At 64.0% G+C, this 14,252-nt stretch carries 17 protein-coding genes; 10 read left to right on the top strand and 7 right to left on the bottom strand.

Annotation, left to right across the window (positions count from 1 at the left end; genetic code table 11):
- Positions 1-185: 185 nt before the first annotated feature.
- Positions 186-785: a helix-turn-helix domain-containing protein gene (locus VGH98_03780; GenBank protein HEY2375075.1), complete on the bottom strand. Its 600-nt coding sequence runs from the start codon at positions 783-785 to the stop codon at positions 186-188.
- 88 nt (positions 786-873) lie between these two features.
- On the opposite strand from VGH98_03780, the gene VGH98_03775 reads away from it, so the two are divergent.
- Positions 874-1,401 (top strand): dihydrofolate reductase family protein, encoded by a 528-nt coding sequence (locus VGH98_03775; GenBank protein HEY2375074.1) that lies wholly within the window; start codon positions 874-876, stop codon positions 1,399-1,401.
- Here the strand turns inward: VGH98_03775 and VGH98_03770 are convergent.
- The 3 genes from VGH98_03770 to VGH98_03760 are packed head-to-tail and all read right to left on the bottom strand — an operon-like array spanning position 1,348 to position 4,161.
- Positions 1,348-2,490 carry a glycosyltransferase family 87 protein gene (locus VGH98_03770; protein HEY2375073.1) on the bottom strand — a complete coding sequence of 381 codons (1,143 nt, stop codon included), beginning with the start codon at positions 2,488-2,490 and terminating at the stop codon, positions 1,348-1,350. The genes VGH98_03775 and VGH98_03770 overlap by 54 nt on opposite strands.
- On the bottom strand, positions 2,487-3,341 hold the full coding sequence (locus VGH98_03765; GenBank protein ID HEY2375072.1) for a ChbG/HpnK family deacetylase: 855 nt from the start codon (positions 3,339-3,341) through the stop codon (positions 2,487-2,489). The genes VGH98_03770 and VGH98_03765 overlap by 4 nt, the downstream gene beginning before the upstream one ends.
- Positions 3,325-4,161: a glycosyltransferase gene (locus VGH98_03760; GenBank protein HEY2375071.1), complete on the bottom strand. Its 837-nt coding sequence runs from the start codon at positions 4,159-4,161 to the stop codon at positions 3,325-3,327. Before VGH98_03760 ends, VGH98_03765 begins: the two co-directional genes overlap by 17 nt.
- Before the next feature lie 171 nt (positions 4,162-4,332).
- Between VGH98_03760 and VGH98_03755 the strand changes: the two genes are divergently transcribed.
- A complete protein-coding gene (locus VGH98_03755; GenBank protein HEY2375070.1) occupies positions 4,333-5,157 on the top strand; it encodes a HipA family kinase in 825 nt (274 codons plus the stop codon).
- A gap of 129 nt (positions 5,158-5,286) precedes the next feature.
- On the top strand, positions 5,287-5,727 hold the full coding sequence (locus tag VGH98_03750; protein ID HEY2375069.1) for a hypothetical protein: 441 nt from the start codon (positions 5,287-5,289) through the stop codon (positions 5,725-5,727).
- 4 nt (positions 5,728-5,731) lie between these two features.
- On the opposite strand, the gene VGH98_03745 is transcribed toward VGH98_03750, so the two are convergent.
- Both VGH98_03745 and VGH98_03740 read right to left on the bottom strand, forming a co-directional pair.
- The gene (locus VGH98_03745; protein HEY2375068.1) at positions 5,732-6,100 is read right to left on the bottom strand and encodes a VOC family protein; all 369 of its coding nucleotides are present in this window, start codon (positions 6,098-6,100) and stop codon (positions 5,732-5,734) included.
- Between the two features lie 70 nt (positions 6,101-6,170).
- A complete protein-coding gene (locus VGH98_03740; protein ID HEY2375067.1) occupies positions 6,171-6,992 on the bottom strand; it encodes a helix-turn-helix domain-containing protein in 822 nt (273 codons plus the stop codon).
- A gap of 80 nt (positions 6,993-7,072) precedes the next feature.
- Between VGH98_03740 and VGH98_03735 the strand changes: the two genes are divergently transcribed.
- The 4 genes from VGH98_03735 to VGH98_03720 all read left to right on the top strand — a co-directional run bounded on the left by VGH98_03735 (position 7,073) and on the right by VGH98_03720 (position 8,911).
- Positions 7,073-7,528, top strand: a complete 456-nt coding sequence (locus VGH98_03735) for a hypothetical protein (GenBank protein HEY2375066.1) — start codon at positions 7,073-7,075, stop codon at positions 7,526-7,528.
- Between the two features lie 53 nt (positions 7,529-7,581).
- Entirely contained in the window at positions 7,582-7,938 is a 357-nt protein-coding gene (locus VGH98_03730) for a cupin domain-containing protein (GenBank protein HEY2375065.1), read from the top strand.
- An 89-nt stretch (positions 7,939-8,027) separates the two neighbouring features.
- Positions 8,028-8,576, top strand: coding sequence for a BON domain-containing protein (locus VGH98_03725; protein HEY2375064.1), 549 nt, complete (start codon positions 8,028-8,030; stop codon positions 8,574-8,576).
- On the top strand, positions 8,573-8,911 hold the full coding sequence (locus VGH98_03720; protein HEY2375063.1) for a DUF3175 domain-containing protein: 339 nt from the start codon (positions 8,573-8,575) through the stop codon (positions 8,909-8,911). The genes VGH98_03725 and VGH98_03720 overlap by 4 nt, the downstream gene beginning before the upstream one ends.
- Here VGH98_03720 and VGH98_03715 read toward each other — a convergent pair.
- A complete protein-coding gene (locus VGH98_03715; protein HEY2375062.1) occupies positions 8,896-9,402 on the bottom strand; it encodes a DUF6496 domain-containing protein in 507 nt (168 codons plus the stop codon). The genes VGH98_03720 and VGH98_03715 overlap by 16 nt on opposite strands.
- A gap of 321 nt (positions 9,403-9,723) precedes the next feature.
- On the opposite strand from VGH98_03715, the gene VGH98_03710 reads away from it, so the two are divergent.
- The 3 genes from VGH98_03710 to VGH98_03700 all read left to right on the top strand — a co-directional run bounded on the left by VGH98_03710 (position 9,724) and on the right by VGH98_03700 (position 14,251).
- Positions 9,724-10,275: a hypothetical protein gene (locus VGH98_03710; protein HEY2375061.1), complete on the top strand. Its 552-nt coding sequence runs from the start codon at positions 9,724-9,726 to the stop codon at positions 10,273-10,275.
- 64 nt (positions 10,276-10,339) lie between these two features.
- Positions 10,340-11,146: a GntR family transcriptional regulator gene (locus tag VGH98_03705; GenBank protein HEY2375060.1), complete on the top strand. Its 807-nt coding sequence runs from the start codon at positions 10,340-10,342 to the stop codon at positions 11,144-11,146.
- A 123-nt stretch (positions 11,147-11,269) separates the two neighbouring features.
- The gene (locus tag VGH98_03700; GenBank protein ID HEY2375059.1) at positions 11,270-14,251 is read left to right on the top strand and encodes a SusC/RagA family TonB-linked outer membrane protein; all 2,982 of its coding nucleotides are present in this window, start codon (positions 11,270-11,272) and stop codon (positions 14,249-14,251) included.
- Position 14,252 lies beyond the last annotated feature (1 nt).

Below are 14,252 nucleotides of genomic sequence, written 5' to 3'. Positions count from 1 at the left end.
ATGACTGTAGCTTGATGCACATCCAGCCCGACATTCTTCACTGTCCTTTTCATGAGGGCCGCTCCTGGCTGTGACCTGTGGTTTGATGACACTTCCACAGTAGCAGTCAGGGGCGTGCTCTCAATATCCGTGTCAGCGGCCTCTCCGCAATTCCGCGAAGAACTCGCTACATCGACTCGTCGAGCCTAACGACGACGCTTCTTCGCGATGTGCGGCGCGAGCACGGCGTCGACGTCGTCGCGCAGCCAGCGAGCGGCGCTGCCCTCTCGGTAAATGGCCCAGGTCAACAGCGAGCCGCTGAGCATCGTCTCGATCACTCGCGCAAGCCCGCGTGGATCGGCGAGTCGCGTGATCTCGCCCTCCGCGACCGCCTCGATGAGCAATTCGGCAATCGCAACGCGCGTCGCTTTCGCCTGCGCCAGGAGATGCCTCCGAAAGTCCGGATCGGTGAGATCGATCTGGAGATAGGCGAGATTCCGTGCCAGCGCCGCCGGCGACGCGGCGAGGTCGGCGAGACATTCGGCGTACGCACGGAGCACGGCGAGCGGCGAGCGATGCTTCTCGCGAAGGCCGCGAATGAACGCCGCGTTCCCGTCGACGGCGGCGGCGGAAAGCTTCAGGAGCAGCTCGCGCTTGGAACCGAAGCGCTGGACGAGCGCGCCCGCCGTTAGGCCCGCCTCCGCGGCGATCTCGGCCAGGGTGAGCTCACCGGGTCCGAAACGCGTCATGGCGCGGGCAGTGGCCGCGAAGACGTCGTCGTCACTGGCTTTGCGAGGACGGGGCACCCGTTCCTTGACAGTTTCTAAATGGTCATATAGAATCGTTCCTAAATGGCAATTTAGTATCGTGACGTCCTCGGCACAGGAGGTTCCGATGCGGAGGGTGACCTACGGGGCGGCGTGCAGCCTCGACGGATTCATCGCCGGCAACAACGGCGAGATCGACTGGCTGCAATCGAGCCGCGACGTGAACGAGATCATGCGCGATTACTGGAAGTCGGTCGACGCGATTCTCATGGGACGGAAAACCTGGGACCAGGCCGTGAGGATGGGCGGCGGCATGGGCGGTCTGTCGAAGATCGGGACCTACGTCTTTTCGCGAACGCTCAACTCACTCGACGCCAAGGGCGCGGAGGTCGTCCGCGGAGACGCCGGTGCATTCGTGCGCGACCTCAAGCAGCGCGCCGGGAAGGATATTTGCCTCATGGGCGGCGGGGACTTCGCTCGCTCGCTGTTCGAGGCGAATGTCGTCGATGAAGTCGGGATGAATGTGCATCCGGTGCTGCTCGGCGCCGGCGTACCGATGTTTCTCGATCCATCGCACCGCGTTGGACTCGAGCTCGTCACGTCACGAGTGATCGACGGCGGTTGCGTGTACAGCATGTATCGAGTGAGACACTGAGCACTGGGTCGCCCAGAGCTTGACTTGCAGAATGATCCAGACGACGAGCACAGGGACTGTCTTGAAGCGAACGTCGAACAACTTGGCGCGAATCGGACGAGGCATGAGACTGCTGCTTGCGAGCACGGTGAAGACGAGCACGAAAACGAGCGCCAGCCACTCGGGCCATGTACGGCGAGCCAGCGCGAACCAGATGCCAATACCGGCAAGCGCGATGACGAAGCTCGGACCTTCCGATTGGTGGTTGAAGATGACGCAGAAGATCAGCAACGATGCGACGTAGCGGAGGCGCCATGTGTGATCGGCACGGCACTCGTTGAGAAAAATGATCGGCGCGACGAGAGCGAGAGCGCCGGCGAGCTGCTGTGGCCAGGAAGGCCAGTCTACACCGAGCCAGAGGCGCATGAGCGCCATGAACGAGAAGCCTGGATCGCCGGAGTCGACGCGCTGCACAAGGATCCAGTCGTCGTACTGATGCAGCATCCAGCTCGGTCCGTGAAACGCGATCGGCGCGAGAAGAATTGCGGCGCCGATGGCGGCGCACCACATCGCGAATCGTCGTCGCTTGTCACAGAAGAGTGCAAACGAGGCGGCAGCGAGTGGAAAGATCTTGATGATCGTGCCGGCACAAACCGCTAGCGCGGCACGCAGGTCGTGTCGGCGCTCGAGCTCCGTGAACGTGAGAATGATGAGACCCGCGATGAGCACGTTCGACTGTGCACTCTGGAGCGAGCCGAACATCTCGGGGAGAACGATCGCGCCAGCGATCATCGCATCCCGCGACGAGAGAAGCCGGCCAAGCGCCTGGTAGAGCGTCGCCGCGTTCACGGCATTCCACACTAGCACTCCGAAGGCGAACGGCAGCGCGGCAAACGGTGCGAAGAGAAGCGCCGCGGTGGGCGTGTACTTGAACAGATCGAAGTGCTGACGACTCGCCGCGTACAGATCCTGTCCGGCGGCGAAACGCGTCGACGCGGAACGGAAGATTTCAAAGTTGTTCTCGTGCCGGAGAATGGGCGAGACGCTCGCTGCGATCGTTACGACAATCCAGAGCGCGAGCATCAACCACTTCAACCGTCTCTCGGTCACCGTGCATCTCCGATGTCGCCATAGTTCACGAGGCGGATGGCGCCGGAGTGAAGTCGCTGGATGACGTCTGGTGAGGTGAGCGCGTGCAGCTCGATCTCGCGCTGCGAGGTATAGCTGTCGTCGCCCGGCAATGGGCCTGATACGTAGCCCGGATGGACCATGAGCTCCGTCGTGCCGACCCGGAGCGAATCGAGCACACGAAGCAAGATCGCGTGAAAGTTGGATGCGCCGAGTAGAACTGAGCCAACGAAGTAGTCAGTGGTCGCGACATGCCATCGTTTCCGATCGACGTAGCGGGCGAGCATTGCGATGAGCACACGTTCGGGCAGGCGCCGGAACCACGCGGTCACGCCGAAGATTCTCTCCATGGGCCGTCGCACAGCGGGGATGCGCTCCGCCTCGACGACGCGGCGGACCGCGGCGCGGACTCCCGGAAGGAGGTGGACGTGATGGTGGCCGTCGAGATGCGTAAGGCGAAGGCCCGCTTTCCGCGCGACGGCAATCTGTGCGGCGCACTCGTCGGCCACCTCCTGGGTTTGGATGCGACCCGCAAGCGCGAGCCTGACGAGCGCGGGCCCACGAAGAAACTCGCCCGTCGCGCGATCGACGAGGCTCGTCGCGCGGGTAAGCGGTCGGCCGGCCGTGAGCGTGAAATGGAGTCCGACACCTAACGACGATACACTGTGTGCGAGGTGAACGGCGTCGTCGAAGGCGGGCATGCCGACCATCACGGACGTCGAACTGAGCGCGCCCGCGGTGAATGCTTCGATGATGCCGCGATTGATGCCCTCGGACAGACCGAAGTCATCCGCGTTCACGATGAGCGACCTTATCTCAGTCGTAGCGGCCACGTCGGGCGTTCACGAGAATGCGCGCGAGGTCGGTCACCATTCGTGAACCGTCGCGCATGAACCGAACCGTGGACGGCTCGTCGTCGTACCGGAAGGTCACCGGCACCTGCGCCAGCCGTTGGCCGTGGCGCTGCGCGATGTAGAGGCACTCGACGTCGAAGCCAAACCGATGAATCGTCAGGCGTGGAAAGATCAACTCCGCCGCCTCGCGCGTGAATCCTTTGAGCCCGGCCTGGCTGTCGACCACCGAGTCCACGAGCACGCGGCGCACGAAGGTGTTGTACGCGCGGCTCATGAGATGCCGCGTGAAGAGGTATGGAAAGAAGGCCGGGCTCATGACGTATCGCGAGCCGGGCAGCAGCCGACAGGCGACGGCGACGTCATTGCCTTTCTCGAGCGCGTCGACGATGGCGTCGATTTCCCCCGCCGGATACGCGAGATCGGCATCGATGAAGACGCGCAGCTCGCCCGTGGCTGCGAGCATCCCGCGCTTGACGGAATATCCCTTTCCTCGGTTGTCGTTATTGCGGACGACGCGAACTGTCGCGTCGTCTCGGCGTACAGCGTCTCGGAACGACTCGATGGCGTGCACGGCCTCCGGACCGCTGCAGTCATCGACGACGATCAGCTCCGTCGGATAGGGCTCGTTGGTGAGCAGTTGGTGCAGCGCGTAGAGTGTGCGCGAAAGCTGCTCCGCCCCATTCCATACCGGCACGATCACGGAGAGGTATGGGACGCTGGAGAGACGCGAACGCACAGGGCGCCCGCGCGGTAGTGGGGCGGGCGTGCCCGCCGCGGCCGCAGTGTTCCAGGTACTCATGATCACCGCCGTTGGTGGGACGGGGCGATACGGTTTACACAGAAGTTGCGAGTCGCGTGAATTCATGCAAGGGTGCAGCCACGGGGCAGTGCACAACGATTACTTAATGCGGCGCGTCGAGCGAGTTGCTCTCGCGCTGCTCGGTGTGGCGCCGGCGTCCTATCTTTGGTCATGCGGATACTCGCTGCGCGTCGCGTTCTCTCGGCGGACAAACGGGGCAGCTCGTGGCCAGTGCTCGTCGAGACCGAGGACGGACTGCTCTTCACCAAGCTTCGTGGGGCGGCACAGGGCACGGGGGCGCTCGTCGCCGAGGTGATCGTGGCGGAGCTTGCGGAAGCGCTTGGTCTGCGCGTCCCCGCGCGGTCGCTCGTTAGGCTCGGCGCGGACATCGACTCGGTCGACAAGAACGACGAGCTTGCCGACCTGCTGCGGGCAAGCGAGGGTCTCAACCTGGGCTTCGCGTATCTGGACGACGCGCGGAACTTTGCCGCCGCCGGCGATGTGGAAATGGTGACGGTCGAGGAAGCGGCAAAGATCCTATGGCTCGACGGCTTGTCGTCAAATCCGGACCGTACCGCGCGAAATACCAACCTCCTGTGGTGGCGCGACGCGCTCTGGCTGATCGACCACGGCGCCGCGTTAGCATTTCAGTACTCGTTGCCGGATATCGATCCCGCCGCGTCGCGTCGACCATATACGGTGCGCGAGCCGCATCTGCTGGAGTCCCGTGTCCCGGATCTGGCCGCGTGGGATGCCGCGTTTGCGGGGCTCGTGCCACGTGAGGTCATCGAGCGGGCGGTGGCGCAGGTGCCTGACGAGTTTCTCGAGCCGCTACTTGGTGATGGTCGCGACTCTGCTCTCGGCGAGAGACGTCTGGCGTACGTTGAGTTCTTTTGCAATCGCCTGGCCGAGCCGCGGCCGTTCCTCGAGCGAGTGCTTGTGCAGGTCAGTCAGCGTCCGAGGCGCGGCCGGCCCGCGTGGCTCGATCCGCGATAACACCATGAGACAGAGCATTCGTGTCGAAGTCGCGAGGTCCATCCGGACCCGGTGTTCGCAATTCCTGACTCGTTGTGGCGGAGACTCAGCGCTGCCGCCGGTGCTGCGATCGGATCGATGAAGCCGCACATGTCAGCGCTCCACGAAGAGCTTCCGGACCTCGCGACGATGATGTCATGGGATCCTCACCCGCTCGCGGCCGAGGACGTCCCGTCGCTCGATCCCGAGATGCTGCGCGCACAAGCAGAGGGATGGCTTAGGTATCATCAAAACTTCTGGGCATGGGAAGAGCTCAACCGCGTGCACGAGAAAGAGGGTTATGAGGCGGCCTGGCCACTTGTTCTCGCGCTGATCGAAATGGCTTCCGAGCATGCGCTCTGCGCAATCGGCGCTGGCATTCTCGAGGACATGCTCAGGCAGCACGGCAACGCGATTATCGAGCGTGTCGAAGAGCGTGCCGCGGCCGATCGGCGCTTTCGCATCTGTCTGAGCAACGTCTGGCCAGTTCTTCCCGAGCCGATCTGGGAGCGCGTCGTTCGTGCGCGTGGCAACGAGCCGCAGCGCGGTTAACCGGTCAGCGCGAGGGCTCCTGATACAAGCCGATGATGTTCCCGCCGGGATCACGAAACCGCGCCGTGATCTCCGGCGCGTCGGCGCCGACTGGCTGCACGATCTCGCCACCATTCTCGATCACCGTCTCGACCGTGGAGGCTACGCTGTCGACCATGATGTACACGAGCAATCCGACCTCACGCATCGCCGGCCGACCTTTCACCCACGCGCCGCTCACACCGCCGACGGAATCGTCGAAGGCGCGCTTGCCATCACCGCGCGTTCTCACATCCCACCCAAAGACCGCTTGATAGAACTTCACCGATCGGTCGATATCGAGTGACGGGATCTCGATATAGCACACCTTGCCATTGGTTTTCGACGGAGGCATCAACACGCTCTCGAAAAGAAGACGTTGTTCACGATAGCACGATCCGAAGTGTGCGTCTTGTAGAAAAAGGTCACGCCGAATGAACGGGCACGTGGTTCTGCGATTCGGGCGACCGTGAGCGGTACGCGGTTGGCGTCAGGCCCGTGAGATCGTGGAAATCGTGGATGAGATGCGCCTGGTCAGCGAACCCGTGAGCGATAGCGGTCTCGACCCAGTCGACCTCGTGGAGCGCGCCGAGTGAGCCAAGCACGCGCTGCAAGCGGCGCACGCGCGCGAAGCGTTTCGGAGTCAGACCGATCAGCGCTTGAAAGCGCCGATTGAGTGTCTTTGAAAGGAGGCCGACGCGGGATGCTGCGTCGGCGATCGAGACTCCCTGCTCGAGGAGCGACGCGGCGGATCGGACGGCTCGATCGGGCGCATCGCGAGCCGCGAGATGTTCTACGAGCAGGTCGTGCAGAAGGAGGAGTTTCGAATCTGGCGTCCGCGCCTCGAGCAATCGCTCGCGTACGAGCGCGCCGTCTCGACCCCAGAGCTGATCGAGGTCGACGAGACTGTCCTGAGCTTCGCTCACCGGCAAATTGAAAAAGGCCGCGGCGCCGCCGAGGCTGAAGTCGACACAGATCAGGTTCCGCTGCAGGCCGGTGTCGATGACGCGTGCGCGCGACGCCGCTCCCTCGAGGACGGCTCCGCCCGAGCGCCGGACTTCGCTATAGTCCGCACCTTCGTAAATTCGAAACTCGTCCTCATGGAGATTTACCATGAGGTGGACATTGCCGCCGGGGAGGATGCGTTCGAGTTCAGGTGGTGAATCGTCGTCGGCCTCGAAGTAATGCAGCCCGCTCACGAACCGCGAGAGGGCAGGCGAGAGGCGGTGCATCGAGACGGCGGACATGTGCCGAAGATAGCGCGCGCCTAGATTGGCGTCGATCTCGCGACAGAGAATCGCGGTGACACCGTCTGGCAGGTAATTCCATGAAGCCAACGATCATTTCGAAAAAGGCGGGCAACTGGGTGGACCGAGGCGAGCCGGCATTGCCAACGCTTCGCCGCGTGCTCGCCTTCTTCTTCGACCGCCACACGCCTGACCACGAACCCTGGCTCGACGACCATGCCAACACCATCCTTGGCATGGTCGACGCCGGCTCGACGGAGGTGCACGTCGCGGCGTACCTGAATGGAATTCTCCGCGATGGCGGCTCAGATCGGGAGACCCTTCACGTCCGAGCGACGGCGATCGCTCTCTGGCACATCGGGAAAGCGGCACTCGTCCGCGATTTCGCCGAGCGTGTGCTGCACGGCGACGTGCCGATGAACGCGCCGACACCGGACACCTTCGGTCACTGGGTAGCGACGCGCATCCTCACGCCGAAGGAGCTGAAGCAATTCGAGTCGGACAGCGCCGCCCCGAGTGAAAACGACGAGGATTAGGACGACGCCTGTCGCAAACCACTAATCAAGCTGACCCGATGCCACAATCCACGATGACTGCGAGCTCGAGCAACGAGCGATTCTCGGCGACCGGCAATTCATTCTGCATTCACGAATGGCGCGGCAGCGGCCCGGCGATCATGCACGTGCATCTCGCCGACGACGAAGCGTGGCATGTCCTCGAAGGCAAACTCAGGTTCCGTTTTGCCGATCGAAGTGTGGACGTCGACGCCGGCGGAACGATGTTTGTCCCGGCCGGAGTCGCGCATACGTACGAGGCGATCGATGCGCGTTATCTCATCATTCTGACGCCAAAACTCGACGCGCTCATCAAGGCGCTGCAGAGCGAAAAGGATCGCGGCCGTCACGACGCGATTTATCGGGCTCACGATTCGGAGATCGTCGAATAGGGGACTGGCGACTCCATCCGTTATGCAGCCCGATGGAACACTAGTTGAAACACTTCCCAACTGAATCGTTCTCAGCTGGGAGTGACCTCATGCCGCACAGACACGACAAGCCGCGCGAACCCGACTCCGACCGTCTTCGTCGCGACTACGACTATGGGGCGGAAGACGTGCGCGCCGCCGAGGCTTGGTGGGATTATGCGCGCGACTATCCACCGCACTGGGTCCGCAATCAGCCGCCGCGTCGTGGACCGTATGTCGGCGTTGGCCCAAAGGGCTACCGACGCACCGACGAGCGCATTCACGAGGAGATCAGCGATCGGCTGATGATGCATCCCGACGTGGACGCGTCGGACATCGAAGTCCGCGTCGCGAACGGCGTCGTTACGCTCGTGGGGACAACGGAAGACCGACATCAGAAGCGGATCGCGGAGTTCATTGCCGAGGACGTCGTCGGGGTCGACGACGTGAACAACGAGCTCAAGGTGCGTCACGGATTCTGGGCGGGACTCATGGGCGAGGGCGCGGTCGGGCGTGACGTTAGGCATGACGATGTGCCCGAGGTCGGCGCGCCATCGACGTTCGGGAGCCGCATCAATGCGGCACGGGGGTCCGCACGTCGCGACGAGGAGGCCCGATGACGGCGGCGAAGAAGCGCTGGTCGGGGTACGTCACCAAGCACAGCAACGCGCTCGATCTCGACCGGAGCGTGTTCACCTGGAAGGACCCGCGCCGGATTGCACGTTCGCTCAAGCGCTCCGCCGAGCACAGCCATCGTCGCAAGAGCGAGCCGTATCGCTCGGCGATGTCGATGCTGACGTTCTACATCAATCGCGCGGGCGGAAATCTGAGCGCGAGCCAGCGTCGCGTGCTGCAGCAGGCAAAGGGCGAGCTGCGACGCGCCTTCGGTCGTGACGAAGGCGCGCGCAGCACGAAAGGCACCGCAACGCGAAGGACGTCTCAGCGCGCCCGGTGACGGGTGCGCGTGCGTGCGGCCTTGCGCGCGGCCGCGGAACGCGCGCGCGCGCCCTTGGTGCGCACAGCCTTCTTCGCGGCTGCCGAACGCTGAGCGGCTGAGCGTCGGCGCGCGCTGGCGTGGGCCTGCCGCGAGAGCGAGCGACGCGACGCGGCGCTATGGCCTTCGCGCTTCAGCGCGTGCCTAACGGCTGTCGACCGCTTGCGCGAGGGCGAGCGTTTGGTGCCGGAGCGTCCCTTTGCGACGTCGCGTTTTGCCTGACGACGCGTGCGTGCCGAGGACGTGCCCTTCTTGGGCGGCGAGAGCTTGACGCCGGCGCGACGGGCCTTGGACAGGCCGATTGCGATCGCCTGTTTCGTCGATCGCGCGCCGTGCTTGCCCTCGCGCACATGGTGCATCTCCTCGCGCACGAACTCGCCAGCCTGCGACGACGGTGCCTTACCAGCGCGCTTGTCCGCCTGCGCGCGTCGGATCGTTTCTTTTTCGGGCATGACGCCTCCACTTCATGTCGAGTCCGAGTGGGGCAAATTGCGTGCTGACGGGTGCCTAACGACGGCAGGGAGCGACGGGCGATGTGAGATGCTCGCCTGTGTCGCCACCCATGTCGTGTCTGGCGAGTCCATCCGCCGGGTGGTATTTTGGCAAGCGAACGCGACATGGCCGGAACATTGCGTCGCGCAGGCGGATACATCCGTACCGAGGACCACGTGACTGCGCTCAGGGCTGGCAGACAACGACCAGCCGGTTTCCGGCCTATCGCGACACTACTGATCGTAGTGCCGCTCTTTTCGTGTGCAGGTGGGAGCGACACGATGCTACCGACCGAGTTCACGGTCCGATTCCTGGCCACCAACGACCTCCTCGCGCCGATCACGATTCTCGTGGATGGATCGCCCTACGCCATCCTCAGCAGCGGCCGCACGCAGGGATTGAGCCTTTCGTCAAAAGCTCACGTGACCTGGATCTCGGCGAAGCCGGCGGATTCGCACGGCGAGGCGATACCGGATCAGATCGGAGAAGTGAACGTCTCGGTCCCGGCGATCAATGGCGTCCTCGAGATCACGAACGTCATCCAGGATCAGACGTATATCACTGCCTCGGTGTTCAATCGCATGAACGTCCCGGCGTCGATCGGCGTTTTCGACGGGACGACGGCCTCTTGCGCGTCGCAGGTCCCATCCGCGACGCCGACGACGGACGGCTTCACGCAGACGGGCTACTATCGCCTGACGCCGGGGACAGAGATGCGAGCCTACCGAACTCCCGACTGCACTGGCGCCTACACGGTCTGGTCGAATTCGGAGTTAGCGAGTTTTCAACCGAAGTCGGGGTCCGTGACGCTGACGCTGACGGCGCTGCCGTAACGCCCAGTCCATATCGTCCCCTGGAGCCTTGCGCCAGGACACATCAATTCCTAGGTTGGCAGCCGTGCCCCCCACCGCTTCGGCGCGCAAGGTTGCGCGCTCCCTGAAAACGCGCGGCTCCAACGGCAATGGAGCCGCTCAGTCTCCGAACGGCGCGGCGCGACTTGCGCTCGCACCCGAGCGAGACGACAACGTCTCGCGTGTCTATCAGGAGCTTCGGGCGCTGATCGTCACGGGCCAGCTCCCGCCCGGGGCGCGGATTGCCGAGCGGGCCGTCGTGCAACGACTGGGATTGAGCCGAACGCCGGTTCGAAGCGCGTTGCATCGACTGCAGCAGGAGGGCTTCGTCGCCTCGTCAGGCATCGGCCGCGATCAACGGCTGATTGTGACGCCCCTCACCCAAAGCGATGGACGTGAGGTGTTACTCATCGTCGGTCACCTCGAGGGGCTGGCGGCGCGCGAAGCGGCGTCGCTGGCGCCGGACGTGCGCAAGACGCTCGTGCGCACGATGCGCGAGATCAATCGGCAGCTCGCGGTGGCGTCTCGCGCGCGAGGGGGACATGCGCGCGCGTTCGTGCTCGACCTCGAGTTCCACCGCGCCTATGTCGAAGGCGTCGTCGGGCCGCGCCTGCTTGCGTTGCATCGCGCGATCAAGCCGCAGAGTGAGCGATATACAAGATTGTACGTCAATGCGCTGCTCGATGAGCTCCCAACCTCGGTGAAGGAGCACGAGGTGATCATTCGTGGGATCGCATCAGGTAATCCCTCGGCAGCCCAGGTAGCGGTCGAGACCAACTGGCGCAACGCCTCCCAACGACTGTCTGCGGTCATCGCGCAACACGGCGAACGCGGGCTCTGGCACCTTCGATAGCCTCTCGTGTGACCGGCCAGCATTGCGGCCGAGTTGGTATACCACCATATTCGCGGCGCGCTTCACCCCCTCCGCGCCGTTCTCCCCTCGACTCCGCCCACGTCCCGCACTCCGGAGTGCGCTATGCGACTCGTTCTGTACCGTTGGCTGCCGACCGTCTGTGTGCTCGCCCTGCTCTCGTTGTCGCCAACCGCGCGCCTTCGCGCCCAGGCTGGCGCCGGCACCATCGCCGGGACCGTCCTTGCTACCGGCACGGAGGCACCCGTCGCCAGCGCGCAAATCGCGGCGCAGGGAACGGGTCGCCTAACGCTGACCGATGTGAATGGGCATTTCCGGTTGACGGGACTGTCCGCTGGTGACGTGACGCTCGAGATCCGGCGCGTCGGATACCGACCGGTCACGCAGCGTGCCACGGTCGGCACGGAAGGGTTGCGCATTCTCTTGACGGAAGCCCCGATCGAATTGAATGCACTCGTGGTGACGGGAACCGCCGGCGCGGTCGAGAAGCGCTCCGTCGGCAATGCGGTGTCGACGATCGCCGCCGCGGATCAGCTGCAAGCGTCGGCGGTCGGGGATCTCGGTGCCCTGATCAATGGCCGCGCGCCGGGCGTCGTCGTGACCGGCGGTACCGGCCGCGCTGGCGCGGGCACGGTACTCAACATTCGCGGCCGCTCGACGTTATCGCTCTCGCAGCAGCCCTTGATCTACGTCGACGGCGTGCGCGTGTCGAACGAAGTCGGCACCGGGCCGCGCGTGCAGGGCGGCAACGTCGTGTCGCGTCTCGACGACATCGCGCCGGAGGACATCGAGTCGATCGAGATCATCAAGGGTCCGGCGGCGGGCACGCTCTACGGCACGGAAGCCTCGAACGGCGTCGTACAGATCATTACCAAGAAGGGCGGTGGCGGTGCTCCGCACTTCAGCGCGTACGTGCGGCAAGGCAACCAATGGTTCATGAACGCCGCTGATCGCATGGCCACGAACTACGCGCGGGATCCGGTGAGTGGCAACGTCCTCACCTGGAACCCGGTGACGTCCGAAGCGGCGCATGGTACGCCGCTCTTCCAGACGGGACACATGCAGACGTACGAGCTCAACGTCCGCGGCGGTGAGCGTGCGCTCAACTACTATCTGTCCTCGACGTACGATCACGACAGCGGCATCGAGCCGAACAACCGCGTCGGTCGCTACACCGGCCACGCGAACCTCGCGATCGCGCCGAGCGAGAAGTACGACATTCAAGCGAGCATCCATCTCATCAAGGGCACGGATCTGCTCGGCTCCGACTACGGGCTCGGCCGATTCTTCGACGGGCAGTACGGCAATCCGCTCGCGGCGTCCGGACCGACGCGCGGCTTCTTCATCGCGCCGCCGGACGCCATCGACGCCTACGTACGCAACACACAGAACATCGACCGCTTCACGACGAGCATTCAGCTCAATAATCGTCCGACCCGTTGGTTCACGCAGCGCGTCACCGTCGGCCTCGATCAGACGAGCGAAGATGACCAGGCGCTCAACAACTACCTGCCGCCGCAGTACGTCCAGTTCTTCGGGCCGGTCGCGTCGTTAGGCGCGATCAACCAGGACGTCCGGAACATCGCGTACGCGACGCTCGACTATAGTGGCACGGCGACGTTCAACCTGAGCTCGAGTCTCGTATCGACCTCGTCGGTCGGCGGACAGCTCTATCGCAAACGCGTCGACTCGACGTCGATCACCGCGTCGCAGTTCCCGGCACCCGGCCTGACGACAGCCGCCGCGGCGGCGATTCGCACGGGCACCCAGGACTTCAACACCAACACCACCCTGGGCTCCTTCGTTCAGCAGCAGCTCGCCTGGCGCGATCGCATGTTCCTGACCGGCGCTGTCCGCGTCGACAATAACAGCGCGTTTGGAAAGGACGTCCATCTCGTGACGTATCCGAAGATCAGCGCCTCGTGGGTCGTGAGCGACGAAAGTTTCTGGCGCTTCAGCTGGATGGACCAGCTCCGCCTGCGCTCGGCGTATGGCCTCTCCGGCCAGCAGCCTCCTTCATTCGCCGCGCTGACGACGTACGCGCCGACGACCGGCCCAGCCGATAAGCCGATCGTCACCCCGCAATTCCCTGGCAACCGGGACCTCAAGCCCGAGCGTGGGGCGGAGCTCGAGGCTGGCTTCGAGGCGTCGATCATGAAGCGCGTCGGGGTCGACTTCACGTACTTCGACAAGCGCACCGAGGACGCGATCCTCCAGCGCTCGATCGCCCCGTCGAGTGGTTATACGGGTGCGGAACCGGTCAACATCGGTCGCATCAGCAACCACGGGTTCGAGCTTGGCGTGAACGCGAACGCGGTTTCACGTCGCGATCTGTCGTGGGACATCGGCGCGAACATCGCCACGTCGACCGACCACATTGACAACATGGGCGGGTTGCCGTTCTTCACCATCCTGCTGCCATTCCACCGCAACGAGCAAGGCTTCCCGATCGGCGCGTTCTTCACGAAGATCGTCCGGAGCGCGACCTACGATCCGACGACGAAGAAGGCGACCAATGCGATGTGCGACGGCGGCACGGGCGGCAACCATCCAGGTGGTCCGGATGTGTCCTGCGCCACGGCGCCGATGCTCTACTTCGGCACGATCACGCCAAAGGTCAGCGGTTCGCTCAACAGCGAGCTGTCGATCGGCCAGCATCTGAAGCTCCACGCCCTCGCCGATTTCCGAAAGGGCAACAAGGTCTTCAACGCCGACACCTTCAACCGCTGCTCGGGATTCGGCTTGTGTTTCGGAAACGTGAACCCGGACAAGATCGATCCGAAGTTGCTCTATACCTATCAGAACGGTGGCTCGCTCACGGTCACGGACGCGTACATGGAGAACGGGAGCTTCTGGCGGCTTCGCGAGGTCTCGGCGACGTTCACGGGGCCGGCCGATTGGGCGCGGCGCATCAACGCGAGCTCGGTCGGCTTAACGATCGCGGGCCGGAACCTCCACACCTGGACGCCCTACACCGGTCTGGACCCCGAGTCCCGGTCGAGCCTGGGAACACAGAACATCGCGTTCGATCAGGCGGTTACGCCGACGCTCGCGCAGTTCCTCACCACAATCACAGTGACTTTCTGAG

This window comes from Gemmatimonadaceae bacterium (assembly GCA_036496605.1).
Classification (GTDB): Bacteria; Gemmatimonadota; Gemmatimonadetes; order Gemmatimonadales; family Gemmatimonadaceae; genus AG2.
The sequence above is the reverse complement of the archived record's forward strand: the minus strand, read 5'-3'. Positions and strand labels throughout refer to the sequence as shown.